The organism is Mycolicibacter senuensis (assembly GCF_003284925.1).
Lineage (GTDB): Bacteria > Actinomycetota > Actinomycetes > Mycobacteriales > Mycobacteriaceae > Mycobacterium > Mycobacterium algericum_A.
In genome coordinates this window covers 1-26,081 of sequence record NZ_QMEX01000054.1, presented here as the reverse complement: position 1 = coordinate 26,081, position 26,081 = coordinate 1, and the positions used below count along the sequence as shown (strand labels likewise).

The window sequence follows — 26,081 nt, the reverse complement described above, 5'->3', positions numbered from 1 at the left end:
TACGTTCCGGCGCCCGGAGAGATTGCGCCGCAAGACCATTCCGGGGGGCAATCGTGACAACAAGGGTGCGAACGGTGCTGGCCGCGATCCTGAGCCTGGTGCTCATCGCCGGGGGATTCGCGGCGGTACGCGGCTACGCGCGGATCGGCCGAACGACGGTGATCGGGTACTTCGACAACAGCACCGGTCTGTTTCCCGGTGACGACGTGCGTATTCGCGGGGTGCCCGTGGGCAAGGTCGAAAAGATCGAACCGCAGCCGCAGCGCGCCAAGATCACCTTCTGGTTCGACAGCAAGTACCAGGTGCCGGCCGAGGCCAAAGCCGCGATCCTGTCACCACAACTGGTCACCGGCCGGGCCATCCAGTTGACACCGCCCTACACCGGTGGGCCCACGATGGGCAACGGTGCGGTCATTCCCCAGGACCGCACCGCGGTGCCGGTCGAATGGGACGAACTGCGCGGCCAACTCGAGCGGCTGACCGAACTGCTCAAGCCCACCGAGCCCGGTGGCGTGAGCACGCTCGGCGCGCTGATCAACACCGCGGCCGGCAACCTGCGCGGGCAGGGCGGCATCATCAGGGACAGCATCGTCACGCTGTCACAGGCGGTGTCGGCGCTCGGCGATCACCGCAAAGACATCTTCGGCACGTTGAAGAACCTGTCGACGGTGGTGTCGGCGCTGCACGACAGCACCGGTCTGCTCGAGCAGTTGAACCACAACCTGGCCGCGGTGACGAACGCGTTGGCCGACGACCCCAACAAGGTGGGTCGGGCGGCCGAAGATCTCAACGCCGTCGTCGTGGATCTGCGCAACTTCGCCGCCGACAACCGCGAGACCATCGGCACCGCGTCGGACAAGTTGACCTCGATCAGCACCGCGCTGGTCGACAGCCTCGACGACATCAAGCAGACCCTGCACGTCGCGCCTACCACGCTGTCGAATTTCAACAACATCTACGAGCCGTCCAACGGCGCCATGACCGGCGCCCTGGCCGTCAACAATTTCGCCGACCCGATCCAATTCCTGTGCGGCGCAATCCAGGCCGCCAGCCGGCTGAACATGGACAAAGCGGCGAAGCTGTGCGTGCAATACCTGGCGCCGATCGTCAAGAACCGGCAGTACAACTTCCCCCCGTTGGGGGAGAACCTGTTCGTCGGCCCGACAGCCCGGCCGAACGAGGTCACCTACACCGAAGACTGGCTGCGGCCCGATTACGTCCCGCCGGCGGCGCCGGCCGCGGCCCCGGCACCGGCGGCCCCGGCGGCGGTCAGCACCGACCCCGCCGCCGGGCTGCCCGGCATGATGATTCCCCCGGAGGTGGCGCGTGAAACCGGCTGACTGGCCGCGCGTGGCGCTGAGCCTGGTGCTGGCCGTGATGGTGGCCGCCGTGACCGGCTGCGACTGGCACGGGCTGAACTCGTTGCCGCTGCCCGGAACCCAGGGCAAGGGTCCCGGCTCGTTCGTGATCCAGGCGCAGATGCCCGACGTCAACAACATCCAGGCCAACTCGCGGGTGCGCGTCGCCGACGTGACGGTCGGCACCGTGACCAAGATCGAACGCCAGGGCTGGCACGCGTTGGTGACCATGCGTCTCGACCGCGACGTCGACCTGCCCGCCAACGTCACCGCCAAGGTCGGCACCACCAGCCTGCTGGGTTCGCTGCACATCGAACTGGCGCCACCGAGCGACGTCCGGCCGGAAGGCAAGCTGCGCGGCGGCGCGCTCATCCCGCTGTCGAATGCCGGCAGCTACCCGAGCACCGAGCAGACGCTGGCGGCGCTGTCCATGGTGCTCAACGGCGGTGGACTCGGCCAACTGCAGGACATCGTCGAGGCGTTCTCCACCGCGTTCCGCGGCCGCTCCCAGGATGTGCGCAGTCTGATCGGGCAGCTGGACACCTTCACCGCGAACCTCAACGGCCAAACCGAGGACATCATCACCGCCACCGAGAGCCTGAACAAGCTGGTCGGCAAGTTCTCCGCGCAGCAACCGGTTCTGGACCGGGCCCTCAAGACCATCCCGGATGCGTTGGCGGTGCTCAACGAGGAACGGGGCGACCTCACCGAGGCGGTCGCTCAGCTCGGCAAGTTCAGCGCCCTGACCGCCGACGCGGTCAACCAGACAAAAGAGAACCTGGTCAAGGAATTCCACCAGATCGGACCAGTGCTGGAGGCGTTCGCCAACGCGGGCCCCGCCATGACCCGCGGGCTCAGCGAGATCTCCACCTTCCCGTTCCCGAACGAGGAGATCGAGAAGTGGCAGCGCGGCGACTACGCCAACCTGCAGGCCATCGTCGACCTGACGTTGAGCCGCTTCGATCAAGGCATATTCACCGGCACCAGGTGGGAATGCGACCTGACCGAGCTGGAGCTGCAATGGGGCCGCACCATCGGCCAGCTCCCCAGCCCGTGCACCGCCGGCGGGCCGCACAACGCCGGCAATCCGTTGACCTATCCGTACCGCTGGGATCAGGGGCCGTAGATGTTTCTGCACCGAAGGATCAAGATCCAACTCGCCATCCTCAGCGTGATCGGGCTTTTCGCGGTGACGTTCATGGCGCTGCACTTCATCAAGTTGCCGGCCATGCTGTTCGGCGTCGGCCGGTACACCGTCACGGTGGAACTGCCCGAGACCGGCGGTCTCTACGAGAGCGGCAACGTCACCTACCGCGGCACCGAGGTGGGCCGGGTCAAGTCGGTGCACCTGACCGCCACCGGTGTGGAGGCGCAGCTGTCGCTGAAATCCGGCATCGACATCCCGTCGGATCTGAAAGCCGAAGTGCACAGCCAATCGGCGGTCGGTGAGCAGTACGTCGACCTGCGGCCGCGCAGCGGCACCGCGGCCCCGCTGAAGAACGGCGACGTGATCCGGCTCGAGGACACCTCGGTGCCACCGGACATCAACGCCCTGCTCGGCGCCGCCACCACGGCCCTGCGGGCGGTGCCCCACGACAACCTCAAGACCGTGGTCGACGAGTCCTACGTCGCGGTCGGCGGATTGGGACCCGAACTGGCCCGCCTGGTGAAGGGCTCCGCAGACCTGGCGATCGAGGCCCGCGAGAACCTCGACCCGCTGATCACCCTGATCGACAAGTGGCAGCCGGTGGCCGACTCGCAGAACCACACCTCGCAGGCCATTACGGCCTGGGCGTCGCACGTGGCCACCGTGACCAGCGAACTGCAAACCCACGACCAGGATGTCGCCGCGCTGCTGGACAACGGCGGCCCGGCGTTCGGGGAGGCCGGCCGGCTCTTCGAGCGGCTGCAACCCACCCTGCCGAGCATGATGGCGAACCTGACCAGCCTCGGCCGGGTCGGCATCGACTATCACGACAACCTCGAAGAGCTCTTGGTGGTGTTGCCCGAAGGCATCTCGCTGATGTCGGCCACCCTGGTGGCCAACCACAACACCAAGCAGGACTACCGCGGGGCATATCTGAGCTTCAACCTGAACCTGAACCTGCCGCCGCCATGCAACACCGGGTTCTTGCCGGCCCAGCAGCGCCGGGTGGCCAGCTTCGAGGACTACCCGGATCGCGCGCCCGGTGACCTGTACTGCCGTGTCCCGCAGGACTTCCCGTTCAGTGTCCGTGGTGTCCGCAACGCCCCGTGCGAGACGGTGCCCGGCAAACGCGCGCCGACGGTGGCGATGTGTGAGAGCGACGAGCAGTACGTGCCGCTCAACGACGGCTGGAACTGGAAGGGCGACCCCAACGCCACGATCACCGGCCAGGACATCCCGCAGCTGCCGCCCGGCTCACCGCCGGCCGGTGGGTCCGTCCCACCGATCCCCACCGCGGGACCGGTCACATTCCCGCAAGCCGAACTGGGCCAAACCGCGCCGAAGGAGAAGACATGGCAGTCGATGTTGACACCGCCGACCGGCAACTGAGCGTCGAAGCAGCCGACCGGGACGCCGCTGACCAGGCGACGGCCCAGGACACCGCCGCTGCCGGCGCCACACCGGGCGATCAGCAGGTCTCGGCCAGACCGCGCACCGCGGTGCGGACGGCGTTGATCGCCGGTTCGGCGGCGGTGATCGCCCTGGCCGGGGTGGCCGGATGGCTCGGGGTGCGTACCTACCAGTCGCACCAGGAGCAACACCAGCGAAACGTGTTCCTCCAGGTGGGTCGCCAAGCTGCGTTGAACCTGACCACGATCCGCTACACCGACGTCGACGCCGACATCGACCGCATCCTCGATTCGGCGACCGGCGAGTTCCACGACGACTTCCAGCAACGCTCAGGGCCGTTCATGGAAGTCGTCAAACGCGCCCAGACCACCAGTGAGGGCACCGTCACCGAGGCCGGGCTGGAATCGTTCGACAGCGATCATGCCCAGGTGCTCGTCGCGGTGTCGGTACAGACGTCCGATCCCCGTACGGCTGACCAACAACCGCGATTGTGGCGGATGCGGATCGGCGTGCAGAAGGTCGACGACGGCGCCAAGGTCTCCAACGTCGAGTTCGTGGCATGACCGCCCCAAGTCGCGCGGCGACCGCACTGAAGGAGCCCGAGGTGATGCTGACCGAGATCGAAGCCGACGACGAAGCCATTGCCGCAGTGGCCGATACGGCCGAACCCGTGGCCGAGCCCGGCCACCGTGCCCGCTCGTGGCCGCAGCTGCTGGCCTACGCCCTGCTGCCAGCGGTGGCGTTGCTGTTGGCGATGGCCGCCGGTTTCCTGAAATGGCAGGACGCTTCGGTGCGGGAGGCCCCGGCGGCGCGTGCCGCGTCGATGCAGGCCGCCACCGACGGCACGATCGCGCTGTTGTCCTACAAGCCCGACACCGTCGAACAGGATCTCGAGTCGGCCCGCGGCAGGCTGACCGGCCAGTTCCTGGATGCCTACACCTCGCTCACCCGTGATGTGGTGATCCCGGGGGCCAAGCAGCAGCAGATCAGTGCGGTGGCCACCGTGCCGGCCGGCGCCCCGGTGTCGATGAGCGGAAGTCACGCGGTGGTGCTGCTGTTCGTCAATCAGTCCGTGGCCGTCGGAAAAGATGCGCCGAGCAACACCGCCTCCAGTGTCCGGGTCACCCTCGACCACGTCGACGGCCGATGGCTGATCTCCGGGTTCGAGCCGGTCTGATGATGCGCCGGTACCGATCCGTGGTCCGTCGCCGGTCGGCGGCGGCGCTGGGGGCCTGCGCCCTCGGCTGCGCGCCGCTGGCATTGACGCCGTGCGTAAGTGCTGATGCCACAGCGTATCTGGTCAACGTGACGGTCCGGCCGGGCTATCACTTCGCCAGCGCCCAGGACGCGTTGGGTTACGGATACGGCATCTGCGACAAGGTCTCCGGCGGACGGCCCTACGCGCAGCTGGTCGGTGACGTCAAGGCCGACTTCGCCACCGACGATGAATTCCATGCTTCCTACCTGATCGGCCAGGCGGTCAACGAACTGTGTCCAGCCCAGATCTGGCAACTGCGCAACTCCGCAGCCCACTACCGCCCTCCCCCGGGCGCCACCTGATGAGGAGACCGAGATGCGTTACCGCGTACTGTTCCCCGCCGCCACAATCCTGCTGGCCGGTGCCGTGCTGGACCCGGTGGTCGGGCACGCCGACAACCGCCGGCTCAACGAGTCGGTCGTCGCCAACGTCTACACCGTGCAGCATCAGGCCGGCTGCACCAATGACGTCTCGATCAACCCGCAATTGCAGGCGGCCGCCCAACGGCACACCAATGATGTGCTCAACAACCGCGACCTCGACGGCGATATCGGCTCGGATGGCTCCACCGTGCAAAGCCGTGCCGAGGCCGCCGGTTTCTCCGGCCCGGTCGCCGAGACCGTGGCGATCCACCCCGCGATTGCCATCACCGGAGTCGACCTGATCAACCACTGGTACCACAACCCGGCCTCTTTCGCGATCATGTCCAACTGCAGCAACAACCAGATCGGCGTGTGGTCGGAGAACAGCCCGGACCGCACCGTCGTCGTCGCGGTCTACGGTCAGTCGCCGCAACAGCCGGCCAACGCCCCCGGCGCCGGAGGGCGCCCGCCGCTCAGTGCGGCTGAACCGGTGAACGCCCCGCTCAGTCCCAGCCCCGACTACGACGGAACCGACGAGGTGGAGTACTTCTTCAACTGGCTGCCCTGGATCCTGCGCGGTGTCTACCCGCCGCCGGCCAACCCGCCGCGATAACGCCCAGGGCGGAAGGAGATTTAGATGAGCGCTCCCGCAGATTCCGGCGCGGCGATCACTCATGTCGCCGTCGTCGCCGTAGTGGGCATGGTGCTGGCAGGTGGTGGGGTCGCGTGCTCGCCACGACATACGGCCACCCGGCCCGGCACCGGGGTATTGGCCCCGGGCACAGTACAACTCGCCGTCGACCACCGTGATCTGGCGGCGCCGGAAAAGGTGCAGTGTGCGTCCGACGAATGGTTGACCACGATCACCATCGGCGACGATGCGTCTGGCGCCACGGTGACGGTGTCAAAAACCGGGCAGCTCACCGTCGAATCCGTCCTGATCCGTGCCCTCGGCGAGTTCACCGGCAACTACAACCGCGGCCTGGACGGTGATGCCGAGGTGACCATGATCGAGTCCACCTACGACATCACCGGTGTCGCCCAGGGATACACTGCGACCTCGTTCGAGCGCACCGTGCGGCCGTTCGCGATCAAGGTCGCGTGTTGACAACGCGCGGATGTGCCGGCGAGGCCGCCGGTGCACGAACCCACTAGACAACGCACCGAGCTGTTGGGTGACATGGTGACGGTGCAGCCTGATGGGGTGGACGTCGAGGCACTGCTCGGGGACCTCGAGGGCGCCGCGCGTGACGAGCGGGCCGAGCTGATCTCCTGGCTGCTGGCTCACGGATTCGATACCGACCAGATCCGCAGCGCCTACAGCCCGATGCTGCTGCCGGCCAACCGTGTCATCGGTGAAGACGGCTCCGTGGTATCGGTACGGGAAGTCTCGGAATCCACCGGGGTAAACCTGGAATTGCTGCAACAACTGCATCGTGCGGTGGGGCTGGTTCGGGTGGACGACCCCGATGCGCCATGCCAATCGCGCGCGGACGCCGAATCAGTCCTGTCGGCTGCACGTTTGGTCGACCTCGGCTTCGACGCCGGGCAGGTGGTCCTGACGGTGCGGTTATTGATGGAAGGACTCAGCGGCGCCGCCATGGCGATGCGTCAGGCGGCGCTGCAGGCGTTGCTGCGCCCCGGCGCCCGTGAACTCGACCTGGCACAGGCATGCGAAGAGCTGGCGCGAACGGCGGAGCCGCTCTTCGGCCCGATGGCCTCGGACCTGATGCGGCTGGCGCTGCGGCACTCATTCGAGACGGAGGCGATCAACGCGGTCGAGCGGGCCGCCGGCACCTTGCCGGGTGCGCGGGAAGTCGGGATCGCGTTCGCCGACCTCGTGGGGTTCACCCGGCTGGGCGAGCAGCTGCCACCGGAGGACTTGGGGCTGATCGCCGGCCGATTCGCCGACCTGGCCCGTGACGTCGTCACGAGCCCCGTCCAGTTCGTCAAGACCATCGGCGACGCGGTGATGCTGGTCTGTGCCGACCCGCTCAAACTGCTGACCACGGCGTTGGACCTAGTGCAGGCCGCCGCCGCGGCCGGTTTCCCCCGCCTTCGGGTGGGACTCGCGACCGGCCCCGCTGTCTGCCGCTCGGGTGACTGGTACGGCAGCCCGGTGAACCTGGCCAGCCGGGTGACCGACGCGGCACCGGCGGGCACGGTCCGGGTGACCGAATCCGCGCGCGCCGCAATCGGCGATGCGGCAGGAATCGTATGGGCGTTCGCCGAAATACGTCAGCTGAAGGGGATTGGTGGCGACGTGGTGCTGTACGAGGCCCGCCGCAGCGGTTAGCGGCAGGAGCGGGCGTCGGTGTTGCGGCTCCACTCGATCGGTCCGGCGACGATGGAGTGGCTGGTGAGTTTGCGGCCGAGCACGTCCTGGGCGGTGCGGGCGGCGTCGATGAGCGCGGGCAGTGACACCCCGGTGGAGACTCCCATCTCTTCGAACATGCTGATGAGGTCTTCGGTGGCGATGTTGCCGGTGGAGCCGGCCGGTACCGGGCAGCCGCCGAGTTCGCCGAAGCTGGACTCGAAGCTGGTGCAGCCGGCCTGCAGGGCGGCGTAGGCGTTGGCCAGACCTTGGCCGCGGGTGTTGTGGAAGTGCGCGGTGACCTCGACCCCCGGTAACCGTTCGATGGCGGCGGTGAAGAACTCCCCGACGTAGGCGGGGTTGGCCATTCCGGTGGTGTCACCGAAGCCGATCTCGGTGGCGCCGGCGGCTGCGAACTGTTCGGCGAGGTCGAGGACCCGGGTCAGCGGCACCTTGCCCTCATAGGGGCACCCGTAGGAGGTGGCGATCACCGCGGCGCAATGCAGGCCCTCGCTCACGATCCGCTTGGCGTTCACGGCGTTGTCGGCCATCGACTCGGCGACCGTCCGGTTGACGTTCTTCTTGTTGTGCGTCTCGGAGGCGGAGACGAAAATCGCTACCTCAGAGAAGGTCTCGCGTACCTTGAGGGCGTTGTCCAGGCCTTTGCTGTTGGGCGCCAGAACCATCAGGTCGACGTCGTCGCTCACGTCGACACCCTGCAGCACCTCCACTCCGTCGGAGAGTTGGGGGATGACGTCGGGCCGCACGAAGCTGGCCACCTCGATGCGGCGCAGTCCGGTGCGGGCGAGCCGGTTGATCAGATCGATCTTGTCGGCGGTGGCGATGGTTTCGGGTTCGTTCTGAAACCCGTCGCGCGGACCCACTTCGCGGATTTTGACTTGCGTGGGCAATGCACTCACCAGATAGTCCTTTCACCTTCACGATGGATCGCGGGCCTGCGGCACCCGGGCGATACCCCTGTGCCGCCGATCCGCGGAATCCCCGCACCCATGCGGCGGTGAGACCTGTCGAAGGCTCACTCCACCAGCGAGACTAGCTACGAAAGATGTTCGGGGCAAAGGGTATAACCGTTCGGAAGGCGTGAGAGACCGAGAAACGACAGGCCGGTCCGTTATGCGTCCCCCCGGTGGAGGGCCAATTGCATCCTTTCGGGGGATGGGCGCGTGCCGTGTCGCGATACCGGCTCGGGAGGACGCCGGCGGGCCGGCGCCCCGGCCGCAGCAGGCTACCCCGAAGGGGGAACAAGCTGTGCTCTTCTGGGGGAAGCGGGGCCGGCGCGCAATCGGCCATGATGATAGTCATCCACAAGCCGGAGATGCTCACACGCTGGGCCGCAAGGTTTTCCGTTGCCGAGCATTCCACAAGGAACAGGCGTCGTCATGGAGCCCTCTGCCTCCGAACAAGCCAGGCCGGACAGTTCTTCGAGTCCGAAAACACTACGGGTGCTCGCGGGGCGGCACCGCGGCGACGGTGCTGCGCTGCCTTTCGCGATGAGCGGATTGACTCCCAGTGCAGCGGCCCGAATGCTGGCGCTGACGTCCCGGCTGACGGTGCGTCGCGCCCTGGCGGTGGGCAGCTACGTTCCCCATCTGCCGTGGCCCTGGTCGATGATCGACTTCGCTGCGCGGGCACTGCCTACCGCCCCGGGTCCTGCGGCGATCACGATCGGGTTACCCACGGCCACCGCGCGGCTGGTGCGTGCCGCCTGGGTGCCGCCCGCGGACGGCAATGGCCGGGTGGTGCTCTATCTGCAAGGCGGCGCGTTCGTGGCCTGCGGGCCCAACTCGCACAGCAGACTGGTTCACTCGTTGTCGAAGTTCGCCGATTCTCCCGTGTTGGTGGTGAACTACCGGCTGCTGCCCAAACACTCCGTCACGATGGCCCTCGATGACTGTCACGACGCCTATCGTTGGCTGCGCGATCGCGGTTACCGGCCGGAACAGATCGTGCTGGCCGGCGATTCGGCCGGCGGTTATCTGGCGATGTCGCTCGCGCAGCGGCTGCTGCGCCAGGCCGCCGAGGCGCCGGCGGCGCTGGTCGGGATCTCACCGTCGCTGCAGCTGGCGGCCGGTCCCAAGCGGGCTCACCCGAATATGAGAACCGATGCGATGTTCCCGCCGAATGCGTTTGATGCGTTGGTCGCGTTGATCACCCGGGCCGCGCGTGCCGATACATCCGGCCGGGCGGGCGCACCGTTGTATGAACCGCTGGATCACGTGGAACCGGGCCTGCCGCCGACGTTGATCCATGTCTCGGGCTCCGAGGTACTGCTGCACGACGCACAACTGGCCGTGCAAAAGCTGGTGATGGCCGGGGTACCCACCCAGGTGCGGGTGTGGCCCGGGCAGGTGCACGACTTCCAGGTCGTCGCGCCGCTGGTGCCCGAGGCGGACCGGTCGCTACGAGAGATCGGGGACTACATCCGCCGGGCCACGCCCGCAGCTGTGCGGACACCGACCCGATCGCGGGGCCTCCGAGGCCGATCCAACCGGCCGGGGCAGCGCGAGATACTCACCCTGGCAACGTAATTCGTCATGCCCGGTTGACCTCAGCCGTGGCAGCGCAACTGGAAGGACTCTCTGTGGGTGTCGCCATCGAGGTAAATGGGCTGACGAAGTCCTTTGGATCGGCCCGGATCTGGGAAGACGTCTCCTTGACCATTCCCGAGGGGGAAGTGAGCGTCATGCTGGGCCCGTCGGGTACCGGCAAGTCGGTGTTTTTGAAGTCCCTGATCGGCCTGCTGCGCCCGGAGCGCGGCTCGATCGTCATCGACGGCACCGACATTCTGCAGTGTTCGGCCAAGGAGCTCTACGAGATCCGGACGTTGTTCGGGGTGCTGTTTCAGGACGGTGCCCTGTTCGGGTCGATGAACATCTATGACAACACCGCGTTCCCGTTGCGTGAGCACACCAAGAAGTCCGAGAGCCAGATCCGTGACATCGTCATGGAGAAGCTCGACATGGTGGGTATGCCCAATGATGGTTACAAGTTTCCGGGTGAGATCTCCGGTGGTATGCGCAAGCGTGCCGGTCTGGCCCGCGCGCTCGTGTTGGACCCGAAGATCATCCTGGTCGATGAGCCGGACTCGGGTCTGGACCCGGTGCGCACCGCGTATCTGAGTCAGCTGTTGATCGACATCAACGCCCAGATCGACGCGACCATCCTGATCGTCACGCACAACATCAACGTGGTGCGTACCGTGCCGGACAACATCGGCATGTTGTACCGCAAGAAGCTGGTCATGTTCGGGCCGCGTGAGGTGCTGCTGACCAGTGATGAGCCGGCGGTCAAGCAGTTCCTCAACGGCCGGCGGATCGGGCCGATCGGCATGTCCGAGGAGAAGGACCAGGCCACCGCGGCGGCCGAGCAGGCTGCCATCGATGCCGGTCACGCCGACGGCGGGGTCGACGAGGTGGAGGGGGTGCCGCCGCAGATCGTGGCCAGCCCCGGCATGCCCGAGCGCAAGGCGGTGGGTCGCCGGCAGGCTCGGGTGCGTGAGATCCTGCACACCCTGCCCCCCAACGCTCAGGCGGCCATCCGCGATGACCTCGAGGGCACCCACAAGTACGCTGTGCACGACTTCCCGGCCGACGACGACGCGCCCACCGCGTCGATCCCCGTCTAACACAAGGCGATCGAGGGACGGGGGCTGATCAACATGGCACGTCACCGATCACGGCCGGGTACCCGGTCGTCGGCCGTGGTGAGCTGCTGGTCACGCGACTGTTTCGGCATCGTTGTGACGGCACCGCTGGTCTTGGCCGTCGCCGCCGGTGCCGCGCCACGCGCGTCGGTGCCGGTGTCGGTGTCGGGCAACAACGTCGCCCCGGCGGCGGCAGTGACGGTCACCGGCCGTGACGCGGCCGGCCCGGTCGTGGTTGCAGTCGAGCGTCCGCCGCAGGTGCTGCGTACCGCAGGTCCGCACCCGCCTTCGTCGCCGCCCGAAGTGGTGACCGTGAACCACGTTGGCGCATCGGGTATCCCGGACATAGCGTTGTCGGCCTATCGAAATGCCGAGCAGGCGATGACGGCCATCGACCCGGGCTGCGGCCTTGGCTGGAACCTGTTGGCCGGGATCGGACGTATCGAGTCGCTGCATGCTAATTTTGGCTCGACCGACATCCGCGGCACCGCCGTCCAGCCGATCTACGGTCCGGCACTCGACGGCACCTTGCCCGGAAACGAGGTCATCGTCGACAACGGCTCCGATGGTGAGGCCGGCTACGTGCGGGCAGTGGGACCGATGCAATTCCTGCCGAGCACCTGGGCGCGGTACTCCTCCGACGGCGACGGCGACGGCGTGGCGGACCCCCAGAACCTGTACGACTCCGCGCTGGCCGCCGCCCGATACCTGTGCGCGGGCGGCCAGGATCTGCGCGAGCCGGGACGGGCGTTGTCCGCGGTGCTGCGCTACAACCATTCGACCGCGTACGCCCGCAGCGTGCTGGGCTGGGCGGCAGCCTATGCCGGGGGTGTGGTGCCGGTCGAACTCCCGCCCGTGATGGAGCCTTCGCCGCTCGGCGACCCTCACCTGGAGGCGTCGACGGGACTCGGCCCGGGGCTACCGGGCAACCTGCACGGCCTGCCGTCCACCGGCCCCCTGGCCGGGACGGCGCTGATCGACTTGGGCGGGTCGGCCGCCGATACCGCTGGGCCACCGGCCGAGCCCGGCGAGGCGACCGCCCCGGAGCCCAGGCCCGGCGACTCCTGATCCTGCCCCGGGGGGCGTCAATCGCGGTGTGGCGCCGGGTATCTGGCTGACCCGGCCGCCCGCGGCTCAGTTCCCGCGCAGCAGGTTGATCACCGCGCTGAAGTCCTCGGCGGCGTGCTCGGCGGCGAACTCGGCGTAGATCGCCGCGGCGTGGCAGCCCAGTGGGGCGTTGGCCCCGGTTGAGCTCACCGCGTCCATCGCCAGGTGCAGGTCCTTGTTCATCAGCGCGGTGGCGAAACCCGGCTCGAAGTTCCGGTTCGCCGGCGAGGTGGGCACCGGGCCGGGAACCGGGCAGTTGGTGTGCAGTGCCCAGCAGTTTCCGGTGGCACCGGTCATCACGTCGAACAGCGCCTGGTCGGCCAGGCCGAGCTTGTCGGCCAGCACGAACGCCTCGGCGACGGCAACCTGCTGGACGGCCAGCACCATGTTGTTGCAGATCTTGGCGGCCTGACCGGCGCCGGCCGCGCCGCAGTGGGTGACCTTGGCGGCCATCGGCTCCAGCACCGGTGTTGCGCGCTGTACCGCGTCCTGCTCCCCGCCAACCATGAAGGCCAACCGCCCCGCGACCGCGCCGGTGACCCCGCCGGACACCGGCGCGTCGAGTTGGGCGAACCCGTGTGAGCCGGCCAGCGCGTGGACCTCACGTGCGTCGGCGACCGAGATGGTGGAGCTGTCGATGAACAGGGCGCCCGGTTGGGCCGCCGGCAGAATGTCGGCGTAGCAGCGTTTCACCGCGTCGCCGTGCGGCAGCATGGTGATCACCACGTCGGCGCCGGCGACCGCTTCGGAGGCCGACGGCTGGACGCTCACGCCGCGCTGCTCGGCGGCCGTGGCCGCCGCCGGCACCGGGTCGAAGCCGCGCACGGCGTACCCGGCGGCCACCAGGTTCGCCGACATCGGCCCGCCCATGTGTCCCAGTCCCAGAAATGCGACGGTCTGCATCGAAGCTCCTAGCTGCCGGTCCGGACCCGAGCGGCCTCGGCTCGGCCGACGACCATCCGCATGATCTCGTTGGTGCCCTCCAGGATGCGGTGCACCCGCAGATCCCGGACGATTTTCTCCAGACCGTACTCGCGCAGATACCCATAGCCGCCGTGCAGCTGCAGTGCCTGATCGGCCACGGTGAAGCAGGCGTCGGTGACGTAGCGCTTGGCCATCGCGCACAGCTCGACCTTGTCGGGCGAGTTGTCGTCGAGCGCGGTCGCCGCCCGCCACAGCAGCAGCCGGGAGGTCTCCAGTGCGGTAGCCATGTCGGCCAGCGTGAACCGGATCGTCGGCTCGTCGAGCAGCGCCTTGCCGAACGCCGACCGGTCGGCCAGGTAGCCGCCGGTCTTGTCGAACGCGGCCTGGCCGCCGCCCAGCGAGCAGGCCGCGATGTTGATCCGGCCACCGTTGAGGCCGTTCATCGCGATGTTGAACCCGTTGCCCTCGCCCTCGGGTCCGCCCAGCATCGCCTCGGCGGGCACCCGTGCCCCCTCCAGGATGACCTGTGCGGTCGGTTGGGCGTTCCAGCCCATCTTCTGCTCGGCGGCTCCGAAACTCAGTCCGGGAGTGTCCTTTTCGATGATGAACGCCGAGATGCCGCGAGGGCCGTCAGCGCCGGTGCGCGCCATCACCACATACACATCCGAGACGCCGGCGCCGGAGATGAACTGCTTGACGCCGTCGAGCACGTAGTCGTCACCGTGGCGCACCGCGCGGGTGCTCAACGCGCTGGCGTCGGATCCCGCCCCCGGTTCGGTGAGGCAGTAGCTGGCGACCGCGGTCATCGGCGCCAGTCGCGGCACCCAGTTCTTGCGCTGCTCTTCGGTGCCGTAGCTGTCGATCATCCAGGCGCACATGTTGTGGATCGACAGGTAGGCGGCGATCACCGGGTCGGCGATCGCCAACTGCTCGAAGATGCGCACCCCGTCCAGCCGGCGCAGCCCGGACCCGCCGACGTCGTCGCGGCAGTAGATCGCCGCCATCCCCAACTCGGCCGCCTCCCGCATCACATCGACCGGAAAGTGGTGGGACTCATCCCATTCCAGGGCGTGCGGGGCGAGCCGTTTTTCGGCGAACGCCGCGGCGGTCTCGACGATTACCCGTTCTTCGTCATCCAGCACGGTTTTCATGTGCCCAAGCCCCTATTGCATGGTGGGGATGTGGAATTCGGCGCCGTCCTTGATCCCCGAGGGCCAGCGCTGAGTGACGGTCTTGACCTTGGTGTAGAAGGTGATCGACGCCGTGCCGTGCTGGTTGAGGTCACCGAAGCCGGACCGCTTCCAGCCGCCGAAGGTGTGGTAGGCCACCGGAACCGGGATCGGCACGTTGACCCCGACCATGCCGACCTGCACCCGGGAGGTGAAGTCGCGGGCGGTGTCGCCGTCGCGGGTGAAGATCGCGACCCCGTTGCCGTACTCGTGTTCACTAGGCAGCCGCAACGCCTCTTCGTAGTCCGCTGCGCGCACCATGCACAGCACCGGCCCGAAGATCTCGTCGGTGTAGATCGACATCTCAGTGGTCACGTGGTCGAACAGCGTCGGCCCGGCGAAGAAGCCGCCGGACAGGTCCGCGTCACCGAACTGGGTGTCGTCGCTGGCCCGTTCCCGGCCGTCGATCACCAGTTCGGCGCCGGCGGCCACACCCTGACCGATGTAGTCGTTGACCCGCTCGAGAGCGGCGCGGGTCACCAGCGGGCCGTAGTCGGCCTTGGGGTCGAGGCTGTGGCCCACCCGCAGGTTGTTGATCCGCTCCACCAGCCGGCCGCGTAACCGCTCCGCGGTCTGCTCGCCGACCGGCACCGCCACCGAGATCGCCATGCAGCGCTCGCCGGCGCTGCCGTAGCCGGCGCCGATCAACGCGTCGACGGCCTGGTCCAGGTCGGCGTCGGGCATCACGATCATGTGGTTCTTCGCCCCACCGAAGCACTGGGCGCGCTTGCCGTTGGCGGTGGCCGTCGAGTAGATGTACTGCGCGATGTCGGAGCTGCCGACGAAGCCGATCGCGGCGACGTCGGGGTGGTGCAGCAGCGCGTCGACGGCCTCTTTGTCGCCGTGGACCACCTGAAACACCCCTGGCGGTAGCCCGGCCTCGACGAACAGCTCGGCCAGGCGCACCGGCACCGAGGGATCGCGCTCGGAGGGCTTGAGGATGAAGGCGTTGCCGCAGGCCAGTGCCGGGCCCGCTTTCCACAACGGGATCATCGCCGGGAAGTTGAACGGGGTGATCCCGGCGACCACACCCAGCGGCTGGCGCAGCGAGAAGACGTCGATGCCCGGCCCGGCGCCCTCGGTGTGCTCGCCCTTGAGCAGGTGCGGGATGCCGACGCAGAACTCGATCACCTCGATGCCTCGCTGGATGTCGCCGCGGGCGTCGTCGAGGGTCTTGCCGTGCTCGCGGGAGAGTAACTCGGCCAGCTCGTCGGCGTTGGCGTTGACCAGGTCGATGAAGCGCATCAGCACCCGGGCGCGGCGCTGCGGGTTCTGGGCGGCCCAGCCGCGCTGGGCCTCGGCGGCCGAGGCGACCGCGGCGTCGACGTCGGCGGTGTTGGCCAGCGGCAGGGTCGCCTGGACCGCGCCGGTGTTGGGATCGAAGACGTCGGTGCTGCGTTTTGAGCCGCCGGCGGTGCGGCGGCCGTCGATGAAGTGTGGAATCTGAGTGCTCATGCGTCATCCCCGTGAAGTCGTGGGCGAGCCGGGTCGGCCCTATCGGAAGAATACTTGGACATCCTAGTAAATGCGAGGGGTCCGCCGTGCCGAGGGTGCGTGCTCGTTGCGGTTAATCCCAGGTCGGTAGCAGCCCGGCGGCCCGCACCTCGGCCAGCGTCGGTGCGTCGCGGTCGCGCTCGGAGACCAGCGGGTGATCGGCGGGCCAGGCGATGCCGATCGCGGGGTCGGTGGCGCTGATGGTGTGCTCGCGCTGCGGGTCGTATTCGGCGGAGCACAGATACATCACTGTCGAATCGTCTTGCAGCGCAAGGAATCCGTGCGCCAAGCCGGCGGCGAGGTACACCGATCGGCGGTCGCGGTCGTCCAGCAGCACCGCATCCCAGCGGCCGTAGGTCGGCGAACCGACCCGGACGTCGACGACGACGTCGAACACCGCCCCCGACACGCAGGTGACGTACTTGGCCTGCCCGGGCGGCACCTCGGCGAAGTGCAGGCCGCGCAGCACGCCGGCACGCGACACCGAGCAGTTGGCCTGCCGCAGGTCGAACCGGTGACCGGCGAACCGGGTGAACTCGCGGTCGGTGAACCATTCGAAGAACACGCCGCGCGCGTCGGCGTGTTGAGTCGGGGTGAGCTCGAAGGCCCCCGGGACGGCCAGTTCGCGGAACGCCACCTCAGCGTCCCAGCTCGGCGTAGCGGGCTTCGGCGGCGTCTTTCAGCGGTGCCCACCAGGATTCGTTGTTGCGGTACCAGTCGATCGTCGCGCGCAGCCCGGCCTCGAAGTCGGTGTGCTCGGGTTTCCAGTCCAGCTCGTCGCGTAGTGCCGACGGGTCGATCGCATACCGCAGGTCGTGGCCGGGCCGGTCGGCGACGTGGTCGAAGTCGTCGGGGTCGTGGTCCATCAGCCGCAGGATGGCCTGCAGCACGCTGCGGTTGTCGCGTTCGCCGTCGGCGCCGATCAGGTAGGTGCGCCCGGGATGCCCGCCGGTCATGATCGCCCAGACCGCGCTGTTGTGGTCGTCGACGTGGATCCAGTCCCGCACGTTGGCGCCGCTGCCGTACAGCTTGGCCCGGCGCCCGGTCAGCAGGTTGGTGATCTGGCGCGGGATGAATTTCTCCACGTGCTGGTAGGGCCCGTAGTTGTTGGAGCAGTTCGAGATCGTCGCGTGGGTGCCGTAGGAGCGCACCCAGGACCGCACCAGCAGGTCGGCGGCGGCCTTGGTCGACGAGTAGGGGCTCGACGGGTGATACGGCGTCGTCTCGGTGAACCGGCGCGGGTCGTCGAGTGCCAGCTCGCCGTAGACCTCGTCGGTGGAGACGTGATGCAGCCGCACCCGGTGGGCGCGTACCGCCTCCAGCACCGTGTAGGTGCCGACCACGTTGGACCGCAGGAACGGCTCGGGGTCGGCCAGCGCGTTGTCCACGTGGGTTTCGGCGGCGAAGTGCACCACCGCGTCGGATTCGGCGACCAGCTGCGACACCAGCGCGGCGTCGGTGATGTCGCCCTCCACCAGCCGGATATCGGCGGTGACGTCGGCCAGTGACTCGCGGCTGCCGGCGTAGGTCAGGGCGTCGAGCACGGTGATCTCGGTGCCGGGCCGCTGCGCCAGCGTGCTGTGCACGAAGTTGGCGCCGATGAACCCGGCGCCGCCGGTGACCAGCAGCCGCATGCGGCAACCCTATCGGTGGCGGGGGCACCCCCTGCCCGCGAGCGGGAAATCCACGACGCCACGTCAGCGTGTTGCGCCGGCCGGGGGGCGTCGTGAGAATCCGCCTCGCGCCAAGCGGCGCCGTCGGGGGTGCCGCTCTGGGCGCTCAGTCGCGCGGCGTCAACCCCAGCGGGCCGGCCAGCTCCGTCAGTGTCGGCAGCAGTGCCTGCCAGCCGCCCAGCACCTGGATCGTCACCTGATCCGCGCCGGCGTCCAGGTGCTCACCCAACCGGGCGGCGACCTTCTCAGCGGTGCCGTGGGCCACCACCGCATCGATCAACCGGTCGCTGCCGGGTGGGCGTACATCGCGCTCGGTGAAGCCCAGCCTGCGCCAGTTGTTGACGTAGTTCGACAGCCGCAGATAGAAACCGACCGCCTCGCGCCCGGCCTCGCGGGCGGCGGCGGCATCGGTGGTGAGCACCACCTTGTGCTCGGGCGCCAGGAACACCGACGGCCCGATCAGTCCGCGCGCGGTCGCGGTGTGCTCGGGAGTGGTCAGGTAGGGATGGCCCCCGGCGCTGCGCTCCGCCGCCAATCGCAGCACCTTGGGGCCCAGCGCGGCCAGCACCCGGCGGCTGGTGGGCACGCCGGCCGCGTCCAGGGCGTCGAGATAATCGACCAGGGCCTGATACGGACTGCGGTACTCGGCAGTGGCCTCGCTGTGACCGACTCCGATGCCCAGCAGGAACCGGCCGGGATGAGCGGCCTCGATCCGGTGATACGACTCCGCGACCTGCGGCGCCGGCGCCGACCAGATGTTGACGATCCCGGTGGCGACCTGCAGCGTCGTGGTCGCCGCCAGCAATGGCTCGGCAAACGCCAGATCAGCGGCCGGCGAGCCGCCCACCCAGATCGCGCCGTAACCCAACCGTTCGATCTCGGCGGCCTGCTCGGGAGAAGGGGATCCGAAAGTCCAAACCGCGTAGCGGCCCAGCTCGGGTTTGAGTGACAGTGCCTCGGTCATATGCATCCCATCGCTGCGTGGCGGCGGCTGCTGCCGTCTGGAGTCAGTCTCTCATCACCGACGATTTTGGCGCCCGGCTCTCCAGCGGGTATCGTGGGACGACGGTGCGGCGTTCGCGTCGACTCTTGCGTGCCCAGTCTGAGATTCTTGGCCTTCTGCCTGGAATTTCCTGCCACCGGCCCACGTTCTGTAGTCGTAGTCGATGCTGCGCCATGGCGGGCGCATGCATATACAACAGGAAAGCCAGACACGGAGGATCGCCGGAGAGTAATGGCCAAGAAAGACGGTGCCATCGAGGTCGAGGGCCGAGTGGTCGAGCCCCTGCCCAATGCGATGTTTCGCATTGAGCTGGAGAACGGTCACAAGGTGCTCGCTCACATCAGCGGCAAGATGCGGCAGCACTACATCCGAATCTTGCCGGAGGACCGGGTGGTCGTGGAGTTGTCCCCTTACGACCTGTCCCGGGGACGCATCGTCTACCGGTACAAGTAGCGCCCGGCCGCCCAGCCAGCAGACCTTTAGCAACCAGCGAATGAGAACAGGACCACAGCAGCCGTGAAGGTGAACCCCAGTGTCAAGCCGATCTGCGACAAGTGCAGGGTGATCCGTCGGCACGGCCGGGTCATGGTGATCTGCTCAGACCCGCGCCACAAGCAGCGTCAGGGCTAGCCGACATCCCGCCACACAACTGAATGCAGACCTCCCAGTACCACTGAACGGATTGGCCGTTCGGCAACGCCCGGATCGGAGGCCGGGCCCCGGAGCTATTTCGGCCGGGAACGGGCTGGGACCGACACCTCCGCTACGAAAGAGGGAATGCCACCCATGGCACGACTTGTGGGCGTCGACCTGCCGCGCGATAAGCGCATGGAGATCGCGCTGACCTACATCTACGGCATCGGCCGTACCCGCTCCAACGAAATTCTCGCCGCGACCGGTATCGACAAGGACCAGCGCAGCAAGGACCTCACCGACGAGCAGCTGACCGCGCTGCGCGACTACATCGAGGGCAACCTCAAGGTCGAGGGCGACCTGCGCCGCGAGGTGCAAGCCGACATCCGTCGCAAGATCGAGATCGGCTGCTACCAGGGTCTGCGGCACCGCCGCGGCCTGCCCGTCCGCGGCCAGCGGACCAAGACCAACGCGCGTACCCGCAAGGGCCCCAAGCGCACCATCGCCGGTAAGAAGAAGGCCAGGTAAGACCCATGGCAACGAAGAAAGCGACCGGGCCCAAGAAGGGCCAGAAGACCCGGCGCCGGGAAAAGAAGAACGTCCCGCATGGTGCCGCGCACATCAAGAGCACCTTCAACAACACGATCGTGACGATCACCGACCCGCAGGGCAACGTCATCGCCTGGGCGTCGTCGGGTCACGTCGGGTTCAAGGGCTCGCGTAAGTCCACTCCGTTCGCCGCGCAGCTGGCCGCCGAGAACGCCGCCCGCAAGGCGCAGGAGCACGGTGTGAAGAAGGTCGACGTGTTCGTGAAGGGCCCGGGCTCGGGCCGCGAGACCGCGATCCGCTCGCTGCAGGCTGCCGGCTTGGAGGTCGGTGCGATTTCCGATGTCACCCCGCAACCTCACAACGGTTGCCGTCCGCCCAAGCGTCGCCGGGTCTAGTCGGGTTCGAGGAGGAGAAACAACATGGCTCGTTACACCGGACCCGCAACCCGCAAGTCCCGCCGGTTGGGCGTCGACCTCGTCGGCGGAGACCAGGCATTCGAGAAGCGGCCCTACCCGCCCGGCCAGCACGGCCGCGCGCGGATCAAGGAAAGCGAATACCGGCTGCAGCTGCAGGAGAAGCAGAAGGCTCGCTTCACCTACGGCGTGATGGAGAAGCAGTTCCGCCGCTACTACGAGGAAGCCGTCCGTCGTGGCGGCAAGACCGGCGAGGAACTGCTGCGCATCCTGGAGAGCCGGCTGGACAACGTGGTCTATCGCGCGGGCCTGGCCCGCACTCGTCGGATGGCCCGTCAGCTGGTCAGCCACGGCCACTTCACCGTCAACGGTGTGAAGGTCGACGTGCCCAGCTATCAGGTGTCGCAGTACGACATCATCGACGTCAAGGACAAGTCGATCAACACGGTGCCGTTCCAGATCTCCCGGGAGACCGCGGGCGACCGCCCCATCCCGGGCTGGCTGCAGGTGGTCGGGGAGCGGCAGCGCATCCTGGTCCACCAGCTGCCCGAGCGCGCACAGATCGATGTCCCGCTCGCCGAGCAGCTGATCGTCGAGTTCTACTCGAAGTAACACCACACTCGGGGAACGCCCCCGGGACCCCCAAAAGGCATCAAATAGCGGGTGCCAGAAGGAGAAAGAACACCAATGCTGATCTCGCAGCGCCCCACCCTGTCCGAAGAGGTCGTGGCCGACAACCGCTCCCAGTTCGTCATCGAACCGCTGGAGCCGGGATTCGGTTACACCCTGGGCAACTCGCTTCGCCGCACGCTGCTGTCGTCGATCCCCGGCGCGGCGGTCACCAGCATCCGCATCGACGGCGTGCTGCACGAGTTCACCACGGTCCCCGGCGTCAAAGAGGATGTCACCGACATCATCTTGAACCTCAAGGGTCTGGTGGTCTCCTCCGACGAGGACGAGCCGGTCACCATGTACCTGCGCAAGCAGGGCCCGGGTGCCGTCACCGCCGGTGACATCGTGCCGCCGGCGGGCGTGACGGTGCACAACCCCGACATGCACATCGCGACCCTCAACGACAAGGGCAAGCTCGAGGTCGAGTTGATCGTCGAGCGGGGCCGCGGCTACGTCCCAGCCGTGCAGAACAAGGTCTCCGGTGCCGAGATCGGCCGCATCCCGGTCGACTCGATCTACTCGCCGGTGCTCAAGGTGACCTACAAGGTCGAGGCCACCCGTGTCGAGCAGCGCACCGACTTCGACAAGCTGGTGCTGGATGTGGAGACCAAGAACTCCATCAGCCCGCGGGACGCGCTGGCCTCGGCCGGCAAAACCCTGGTCGAATTGTTCGGCCTGGCACGCGAACTCAACGTCGAAGCCGAGGGCATCGAGATCGGGCCGTCGCCGGCCGAGGCGGACCACATCGCGTCGTTCGCGCTGCCGATCGACGACCTGGATCTGACGGTGCGGTCCTACAACTGCCTCAAGCGCGAAGGCGTGCACACGGTCGGGGAGCTGGTCGCCCGCACCGAGTCCGACCTGCTCGACATCCGCAACTTCGGGCAGAAGTCCATCGACGAGGTCAAGGTGAAGCTGCACCAGCTCGGTCTGTCGCTCAAAGACAGCCCGGCCAGCTTCGACCCGTCGCAGGTGGCGGGCTACGACGCCGCCACCGGCACCTGGTCGGCCGACACCGGTTACGACGAGCAGGACTACGCCGAAACCGAACAGCTGTAGCAGAATTCCGTCCCGGCCCTACCTGATACGGGGGCCGGCCCCATTTAGGAGAAGCCCCAATGCCCAAGCCCACCAAGGGTCGCCGTCTCGGCGGGTCGTCCTCGCACCAGAAGGCGCTGCTGGCCAACCTGGCCACCTCGCTGTTCACCCACGGCCGGATCAAGACCACCGAGTCCAAGGCGCGGGCATTGCGGCCGTACGCCGAGAAGCTGATCACCCACGCCAAGAAGGGCACGCTGCACAACCGGCGTGAGGTGCTCAAGAAGATCCGCGACAAGGACGTGGTGCACTCGCTGTTCGCCGAGATCGCCCCGCACTTCGCCGACCGTAACGGCGGCTACACCCGCATCATCAAGGTCGAGGCGCGCCAAGGCGACAACGCCCCGATGGCCGTGATCGAACTGGTCCGGGAGAAGACGGTGACCTCCGAGGCCGACAAGGCGCGACGGGCGGGGGCCAAGGCCGCGAAGGCCGAGAAGGCCGCGGCGAAGCCTGCCGAGGCGGAGCAGGCCGAAGAGCCGGCGGTCGAGGAGACCGAAGCGGCCGAAGCGGTCGAGGAGACTGAAGCGACCGAAGCCGACGAGACCGCTGAGGCCGAGACCGCTGAGGGCACCGACGAGTCCTGACAGCACCGCCGGGGCTGTCCGGCTTCGGTTCGACATCGCCTACGACGGCACGGAATTCGCCGGCTGGGCGGTTCAGGCCGGGCAGCGCACCGTCGCCGGTGTCCTCGATGAGGCGCTGACGACGGTATTCCGCAACCCGGTGCGGCTGTTCGCGGCGGGACGCACCGACACCGGGGTGCATGCCACCGGGCAGGTGGCCCACGTCGATGTTCCCGAGTCGGCGTTGCAGTACGCCTATTCGCGTACCCGGCGGGGCGGCGAGCCGGAATTTTTAGCGCTGACACGACGGTTGGCGCGTTTCCTGCCGGCTGATGTCCGGGTGCTGCGGGTGGACCGGGCTGCTCCTGGCTTTGATGCCCGGTTCTCGGCGCTGCGGCGCCATTACGCCTATCGGCTGTCCACCGCGCCCTACGGCGTGGCACCCCAGCAGGCCCGTTACGTCACCGCCTGGTCTCGCCCGCTGGACGTGGAGGCGATGGCGGCCGCGTCACGAAGCCTGTTGGGACTGCACGATTTCGCGGCGTTCTGCCGCCACCGCGAAGGCGCGACCACCATTCGCGACCTGCAGCGCCTGGACTGGGTGCGCGACGGTGATCTGGTCACCGCGCAGGTCAGCGCCGACGCGTTCTGCTGGTCGATGGTGCGCTCGCTGGTCGGGGCGGTGCTGGCGGTCGGCGAGCATCGGCGTGATGCAGCCTGGTTAGCGGGGTTGCTGAGTGCCAGTCGCCGCTCCAGCGACTTCACCGCCGCGCCGGCGCGCGGGCTGACCCTGGTCGGTGTCGACTACCCGCCGGACGACCAGTTGGCGGCGCGCACCGTCATCACCCGGGACCTGCGTACCCGCTAGCCGTCCGGAGCGAGCGGGCACAGTTGTACGCTCGCAGCGGCGCGTCGCCGGGCAAACACGCACGCTCGCGGCCGAGGGGGACTACAGCAGGCCGGCGACGAACGAGGCGGCCTGATTGGTCATGCCGGGGGTGTAGCCCGAGTGCGCGGAGAACACCCGCCCGGGGGAACAGACCGGGTCGCCGTCGGTGCACAAGTCGATGGTCTTGAACCCGTAGACCGGACTGTTCGTCAGGGGCTGACCGATCTTGTTGGAGGGGTTGCCGAACACCGCGATGGCCGCGACGTGGTCTGCGGCCTCGGGCGGCAGCGGCGCGGTGAAACCGAAACCGGGCACCGGTGCCGCTGCGATGATGTCGATGATCGCCGCGCCCTGTGAATATCCCCCGAGCACCAGGCGGGTGCCGGGGCAGTTCTCCATCATCCACATGATGTGACCGCTGGCGTCGTTGGCGCCGTCGGCGGCCCGGCCGAAATCGTAGCTGGCCGGATAGTTCACCGCGTAGGTGCCGATGGACCGGGAGGTCTGGTTCCGCAGCGCGCCGACGAACGCGTTACCGACCCGGCCCAGGCCCGGTGGTTCGCCGGTGCCGCGGGCGAAGATCACCTCGGCGTCCGGGCACCCGTCGGCGAAAGCAGGCGACGACGGGACGGGGCTGATCAGCAGCGCGGCAGCGGCGGCGGACGCGGCCAGGATGCGGAATGCCTTCACAGCCAGAGATAGTAGCGAAATAAAGACTTGATTAGCTAACTAACCACGTCGTCGCAGGTCAGCGCCGGTCAGCGAACCAGCGGCTCGACATCCGGTACCGGACCGGGCGCCCGCAGCCGGCCGGCGATGAAGTTGGCCGCCTGGCTCGTCAGCGCCGGGATGTAGCCGTCGGTGTGATCGGTCCACTCGTTGCCCGGCCCCTCGTGACAGATCGGGTCACCCGGGTTGCACAGGTCGAGGGCTTTGGCGCCGAACAGGGCGCTCTGCGCGCTGATCGGCCCGCCGGTGCGGACGGCGGGGTTGCCGAATGCCACCACGGCCACCACCTGGTCGGCGTACTCGGCGGGCAGCTGGTTGCCCCAGCTGATACCGCCCACCTGGGTGCCGGTGACGATGTCGATCACCGAGGCGCCCTGCGAATACCCGCCGAGCACCAACTGGGTGTCCGGGCACACGTCGGCGGCGGCTTTGACGCGCCGGATCACGTCGTTGGCACCGTCGCCACCACCGAGCTGCAGCCGGCCGGCAGGGTAGTTGACGCCGTACTCGTCGACCTTCTTGGAGGTTTGCTGGCGCAGCGAGTCGATCATCGCCCGGCCGACCCGGCCGACGCCGGGGGGCTCACTGGTGCCGCGGGCGAAGATGACCTCGACGTCCGGGCAGTCGTAGGCGGCCGCCGACGGGAGGGTGGACGGGGCCACGGCCGGGACGGTCAGCAGTGCGGCTGCCATCAACAACACCGAAAAGACGCTGTTGAACTGAGAAAAACGCATAACGGGATGGTACCGAAGCCGGTTGTGGGCGCCGACCACCCTGTGCATGGCTGACGACGGCCCGACCGGGTCCGCGGTTAGCCTCGGCCACACGCGAGGGAGTGGTGGATGGCGGGGCGATCGGCGACACAACTGCAGCTCAGTGCGCACCGATACCAGACCCGGCGGTTGGAACGTGCGCTGCGCTGCGGGCAGCTGGGGGGCGGTCCCGCGCCGGGCCGCGCCGGGCTGGTTCTGGGTTGCCTGCTCACCGTGATCGCGGTAGCCGGCGCCGTGGTGGCGGCGGTGGTGCGCCCGCAACCGGGCCTCGGCGACGCACCCATCGTGCTGGATCGCGCATCCGGCGCGCTCTATGTCCGGGTCGGCGACGTGGTGCATCCGGTGCTCAACCTCGCCTCGGCTCGCCTGATCGCCGGAGCCACCGACCCGCGGCCGGTGACCGGGGACGCGATCGGCCGGGCGCGGCGCGGCCCGCCGGTGGGCATCCCGGGCGCCCCCGGAGTGCTCGGGGAGGCCCTGGCGGCGACGGCGGCCTGGTCGTTGTGCGAGGACCCGGCCGGCACCACGCTGGTCGCCGGTGCCGACCCGGCGCCCATGGCCGGCCTCGACGACGAGGCGATAGCCGTCAGCTCCGAGTCGGCGATCACCTACCTGTTGCTACGGGGACGGCGGATGCCGATCAACCCCGCCGACCCGATGCTGGATCCCGCCGGGCCGCGGCGAGTCTCGGGATTGTGGCTCAACGCGATCCCGGAGGCGCCGCCGGCCGCACCGTCGGATTCCGTCGGTCGCCTCGCCGACCTGCCCGCCACGGTGACTCTTTGCGCCCATTGGCGCCCCGCCGACCCGGCCGGT

29 protein-coding genes and 1 pseudogene are annotated in these 26,081 nt (G+C 68.2%); 21 read left to right on the top strand and 9 right to left on the bottom strand.

Annotated features, from left to right (window positions below):
- The first annotated feature begins 53 nt into the window (after positions 1–53).
- The 9 genes from DQP56_RS13710 to DQP56_RS13670 all read left to right on the top strand — a co-directional run bounded on the left by DQP56_RS13710 (position 54) and on the right by DQP56_RS13670 (position 7,831).
- Positions 54–1,340: a virulence factor Mce family protein gene (locus DQP56_RS13710; RefSeq protein WP_112686249.1), complete on the top strand. Its 1,287-nt coding sequence runs from the start codon at positions 54–56 to the stop codon at positions 1,338–1,340.
- A 37-nt stretch (positions 1,341–1,377) separates the two neighbouring features.
- A complete protein-coding gene (locus DQP56_RS13705) occupies positions 1,378–2,484 on the top strand; it encodes a virulence factor Mce family protein (RefSeq protein WP_112686263.1) in 1,107 nt (368 codons plus the stop codon).
- On the top strand, positions 2,485–3,894 hold the full coding sequence (locus DQP56_RS13700; protein WP_112686247.1) for an MCE family protein: 1,410 nt from the start codon (positions 2,485–2,487) through the stop codon (positions 3,892–3,894). It begins immediately after the preceding gene.
- Entirely contained in the window at positions 3,858–4,478 is a 621-nt protein-coding gene (locus tag DQP56_RS13695) for an Rv1363c family protein (RefSeq protein ID WP_234825658.1), read from the top strand. The genes DQP56_RS13700 and DQP56_RS13695 overlap by 37 nt, the downstream gene beginning before the upstream one ends.
- A 44-nt stretch (positions 4,479–4,522) precedes the next feature.
- Positions 4,523–5,092, top strand: a complete 570-nt coding sequence (locus DQP56_RS13690) for an Rv1363c family protein (RefSeq protein ID WP_526022705.1) — start codon at positions 4,523–4,525, stop codon at positions 5,090–5,092.
- Positions 5,093–5,094: 2 nt separating this feature from the next.
- Positions 5,095–5,475, top strand: coding sequence for a DUF732 domain-containing protein (locus DQP56_RS13685; RefSeq protein WP_112686259.1), 381 nt, complete (start codon positions 5,095–5,097; stop codon positions 5,473–5,475).
- A 13-nt stretch (positions 5,476–5,488) separates the two neighbouring features.
- Positions 5,489–6,148: a CAP domain-containing protein gene (locus tag DQP56_RS13680; RefSeq protein WP_112686243.1), complete on the top strand. Its 660-nt coding sequence runs from the start codon at positions 5,489–5,491 to the stop codon at positions 6,146–6,148.
- 24 nt (positions 6,149–6,172) lie between these two features.
- Positions 6,173–6,643: a lipoprotein LpqH gene (locus tag DQP56_RS13675; RefSeq protein WP_234825656.1), complete on the top strand. Its 471-nt coding sequence runs from the start codon at positions 6,173–6,175 to the stop codon at positions 6,641–6,643.
- Between the two features lie 72 nt (positions 6,644–6,715).
- Positions 6,716–7,831, top strand: coding sequence for an adenylate/guanylate cyclase domain-containing protein (locus DQP56_RS13670; protein WP_112686255.1), 1,116 nt, complete (start codon positions 6,716–6,718; stop codon positions 7,829–7,831).
- Here the strand turns inward: DQP56_RS13670 and DQP56_RS13665 are convergent.
- The gene (locus DQP56_RS13665) at positions 7,828–8,772 is read right to left on the bottom strand and encodes a hydroxymethylglutaryl-CoA lyase (RefSeq protein WP_112686241.1); all 945 of its coding nucleotides are present in this window, start codon (positions 8,770–8,772) and stop codon (positions 7,828–7,830) included. The genes DQP56_RS13670 and DQP56_RS13665 overlap by 4 nt on opposite strands.
- A gap of 588 nt (positions 8,773–9,360) precedes the next feature.
- On the opposite strand from DQP56_RS13665, the pseudogene DQP56_RS13660 reads away from it, so the two are divergent.
- The 3 genes and pseudogenes from DQP56_RS13660 to DQP56_RS13650 all read left to right on the top strand — a co-directional run.
- A pseudogene (locus tag DQP56_RS13660) lies at positions 9,361–10,305 on the top strand (alpha/beta hydrolase); the annotation flags it as partial.
- Positions 10,306–10,451: 146 nt separating this feature from the next.
- A complete protein-coding gene (locus DQP56_RS13655) occupies positions 10,452–11,495 on the top strand; it encodes an ABC transporter ATP-binding protein (protein ID WP_112686237.1) in 1,044 nt (347 codons plus the stop codon).
- 114 nt (positions 11,496–11,609) lie between these two features.
- Positions 11,610–12,581: a lytic transglycosylase domain-containing protein gene (locus tag DQP56_RS13650; RefSeq protein ID WP_435673862.1), complete on the top strand. Its 972-nt coding sequence runs from the start codon at positions 11,610–11,612 to the stop codon at positions 12,579–12,581.
- A gap of 66 nt (positions 12,582–12,647) precedes the next feature.
- Here DQP56_RS13650 and mmsB read toward each other — a convergent pair whose 3' ends face one another.
- The 6 genes from mmsB to DQP56_RS13620 all read right to left on the bottom strand — a co-directional run bounded on the left by mmsB (position 12,648) and on the right by DQP56_RS13620 (position 18,904).
- Positions 12,648–13,523, bottom strand: coding sequence for a 3-hydroxyisobutyrate dehydrogenase (mmsB, locus tag DQP56_RS13645; RefSeq protein WP_112686233.1), 876 nt, complete (start codon positions 13,521–13,523; stop codon positions 12,648–12,650).
- Between the two features lie 8 nt (positions 13,524–13,531).
- The gene (locus DQP56_RS13640; RefSeq protein ID WP_112686231.1) at positions 13,532–14,695 is read right to left on the bottom strand and encodes an isobutyryl-CoA dehydrogenase; all 1,164 of its coding nucleotides are present in this window, start codon (positions 14,693–14,695) and stop codon (positions 13,532–13,534) included.
- Positions 14,696–14,707: 12 nt separating this feature from the next.
- Entirely contained in the window at positions 14,708–16,228 is a 1,521-nt protein-coding gene (locus DQP56_RS13635) for a CoA-acylating methylmalonate-semialdehyde dehydrogenase (protein ID WP_112686229.1), read from the bottom strand.
- A 112-nt stretch (positions 16,229–16,340) separates the two neighbouring features.
- Positions 16,341–16,904 carry a dTDP-4-dehydrorhamnose 3,5-epimerase gene (gene rfbC / locus DQP56_RS13630; RefSeq protein ID WP_112686227.1) on the bottom strand — a complete coding sequence of 188 codons (564 nt, stop codon included), beginning with the start codon at positions 16,902–16,904 and terminating at the stop codon, positions 16,341–16,343.
- A gap of 1 nt (position 16,905) precedes the next feature.
- Complete coding sequence (gene rfbB, locus DQP56_RS13625) at positions 16,906–17,901, bottom strand: dTDP-glucose 4,6-dehydratase (protein ID WP_112686225.1); 996 nt, start codon at positions 17,899–17,901, stop codon at positions 16,906–16,908.
- A gap of 145 nt (positions 17,902–18,046) precedes the next feature.
- Positions 18,047–18,904, bottom strand: coding sequence for an LLM class F420-dependent oxidoreductase (locus tag DQP56_RS13620; RefSeq protein ID WP_112686223.1), 858 nt, complete (start codon positions 18,902–18,904; stop codon positions 18,047–18,049).
- 270 nt (positions 18,905–19,174) lie between these two features.
- Here DQP56_RS13620 and infA point away from each other — a divergent pair, with 270 nt between their 5' ends.
- From infA to truA, 8 genes are all read left to right on the top strand, one after another.
- Positions 19,175–19,396 carry a translation initiation factor IF-1 gene (infA, locus tag DQP56_RS13615; RefSeq protein ID WP_003418601.1) on the top strand — a complete coding sequence of 74 codons (222 nt, stop codon included), beginning with the start codon at positions 19,175–19,177 and terminating at the stop codon, positions 19,394–19,396.
- Positions 19,397–19,459: 63 nt separating this feature from the next.
- Positions 19,460–19,573 (top strand): 50S ribosomal protein L36, encoded by a 114-nt coding sequence (rpmJ, locus tag DQP56_RS13610; RefSeq protein ID WP_003879483.1) that lies wholly within the window; start codon positions 19,460–19,462, stop codon positions 19,571–19,573.
- Between the two features lie 156 nt (positions 19,574–19,729).
- Positions 19,730–20,104 (top strand): 30S ribosomal protein S13, encoded by a 375-nt coding sequence (rpsM, locus tag DQP56_RS13605; protein WP_064923439.1) that lies wholly within the window; start codon positions 19,730–19,732, stop codon positions 20,102–20,104.
- 5 nt (positions 20,105–20,109) lie between these two features.
- Positions 20,110–20,520 (top strand): 30S ribosomal protein S11, encoded by a 411-nt coding sequence (gene rpsK, locus DQP56_RS13600; protein WP_013830211.1) that lies wholly within the window; start codon positions 20,110–20,112, stop codon positions 20,518–20,520.
- Between the two features lie 24 nt (positions 20,521–20,544).
- Positions 20,545–21,150 carry a 30S ribosomal protein S4 gene (gene rpsD, locus DQP56_RS13595; RefSeq protein WP_013830210.1) on the top strand — a complete coding sequence of 202 codons (606 nt, stop codon included), beginning with the start codon at positions 20,545–20,547 and terminating at the stop codon, positions 21,148–21,150.
- 75 nt (positions 21,151–21,225) lie between these two features.
- Positions 21,226–22,269 (top strand): DNA-directed RNA polymerase subunit alpha, encoded by a 1,044-nt coding sequence (locus tag DQP56_RS13590; protein ID WP_013830209.1) that lies wholly within the window; start codon positions 21,226–21,228, stop codon positions 22,267–22,269.
- A 59-nt stretch (positions 22,270–22,328) separates the two neighbouring features.
- A complete protein-coding gene (gene rplQ, locus DQP56_RS13585; protein ID WP_112686221.1) occupies positions 22,329–22,895 on the top strand; it encodes a 50S ribosomal protein L17 in 567 nt (188 codons plus the stop codon).
- The gene (gene truA / locus DQP56_RS13580; RefSeq protein ID WP_112686219.1) at positions 22,873–23,742 is read left to right on the top strand and encodes a tRNA pseudouridine(38-40) synthase TruA; all 870 of its coding nucleotides are present in this window, start codon (positions 22,873–22,875) and stop codon (positions 23,740–23,742) included. The genes rplQ and truA overlap by 23 nt, the downstream gene beginning before the upstream one ends.
- Before the next feature lie 81 nt (positions 23,743–23,823).
- On the opposite strand, the gene DQP56_RS13575 is transcribed toward truA, so the two are convergent.
- Complete coding sequence (locus DQP56_RS13575; protein WP_112686217.1) at positions 23,824–24,453, bottom strand: cutinase family protein; 630 nt, start codon at positions 24,451–24,453, stop codon at positions 23,824–23,826.
- Positions 24,454–24,521: 68 nt separating this feature from the next.
- A complete protein-coding gene (locus DQP56_RS13570) occupies positions 24,522–25,184 on the bottom strand; it encodes a cutinase family protein (protein ID WP_112686253.1) in 663 nt (220 codons plus the stop codon).
- Positions 25,185–25,334: 150 nt separating this feature from the next.
- Between DQP56_RS13570 and eccB the strand changes: the two genes are divergently transcribed.
- Positions 25,335–26,081, top strand: a 747-nt coding sequence (gene eccB / locus DQP56_RS13565; RefSeq protein ID WP_112686251.1) for a type VII secretion protein EccB, incomplete at its 3' end; no start/stop codon positions are given.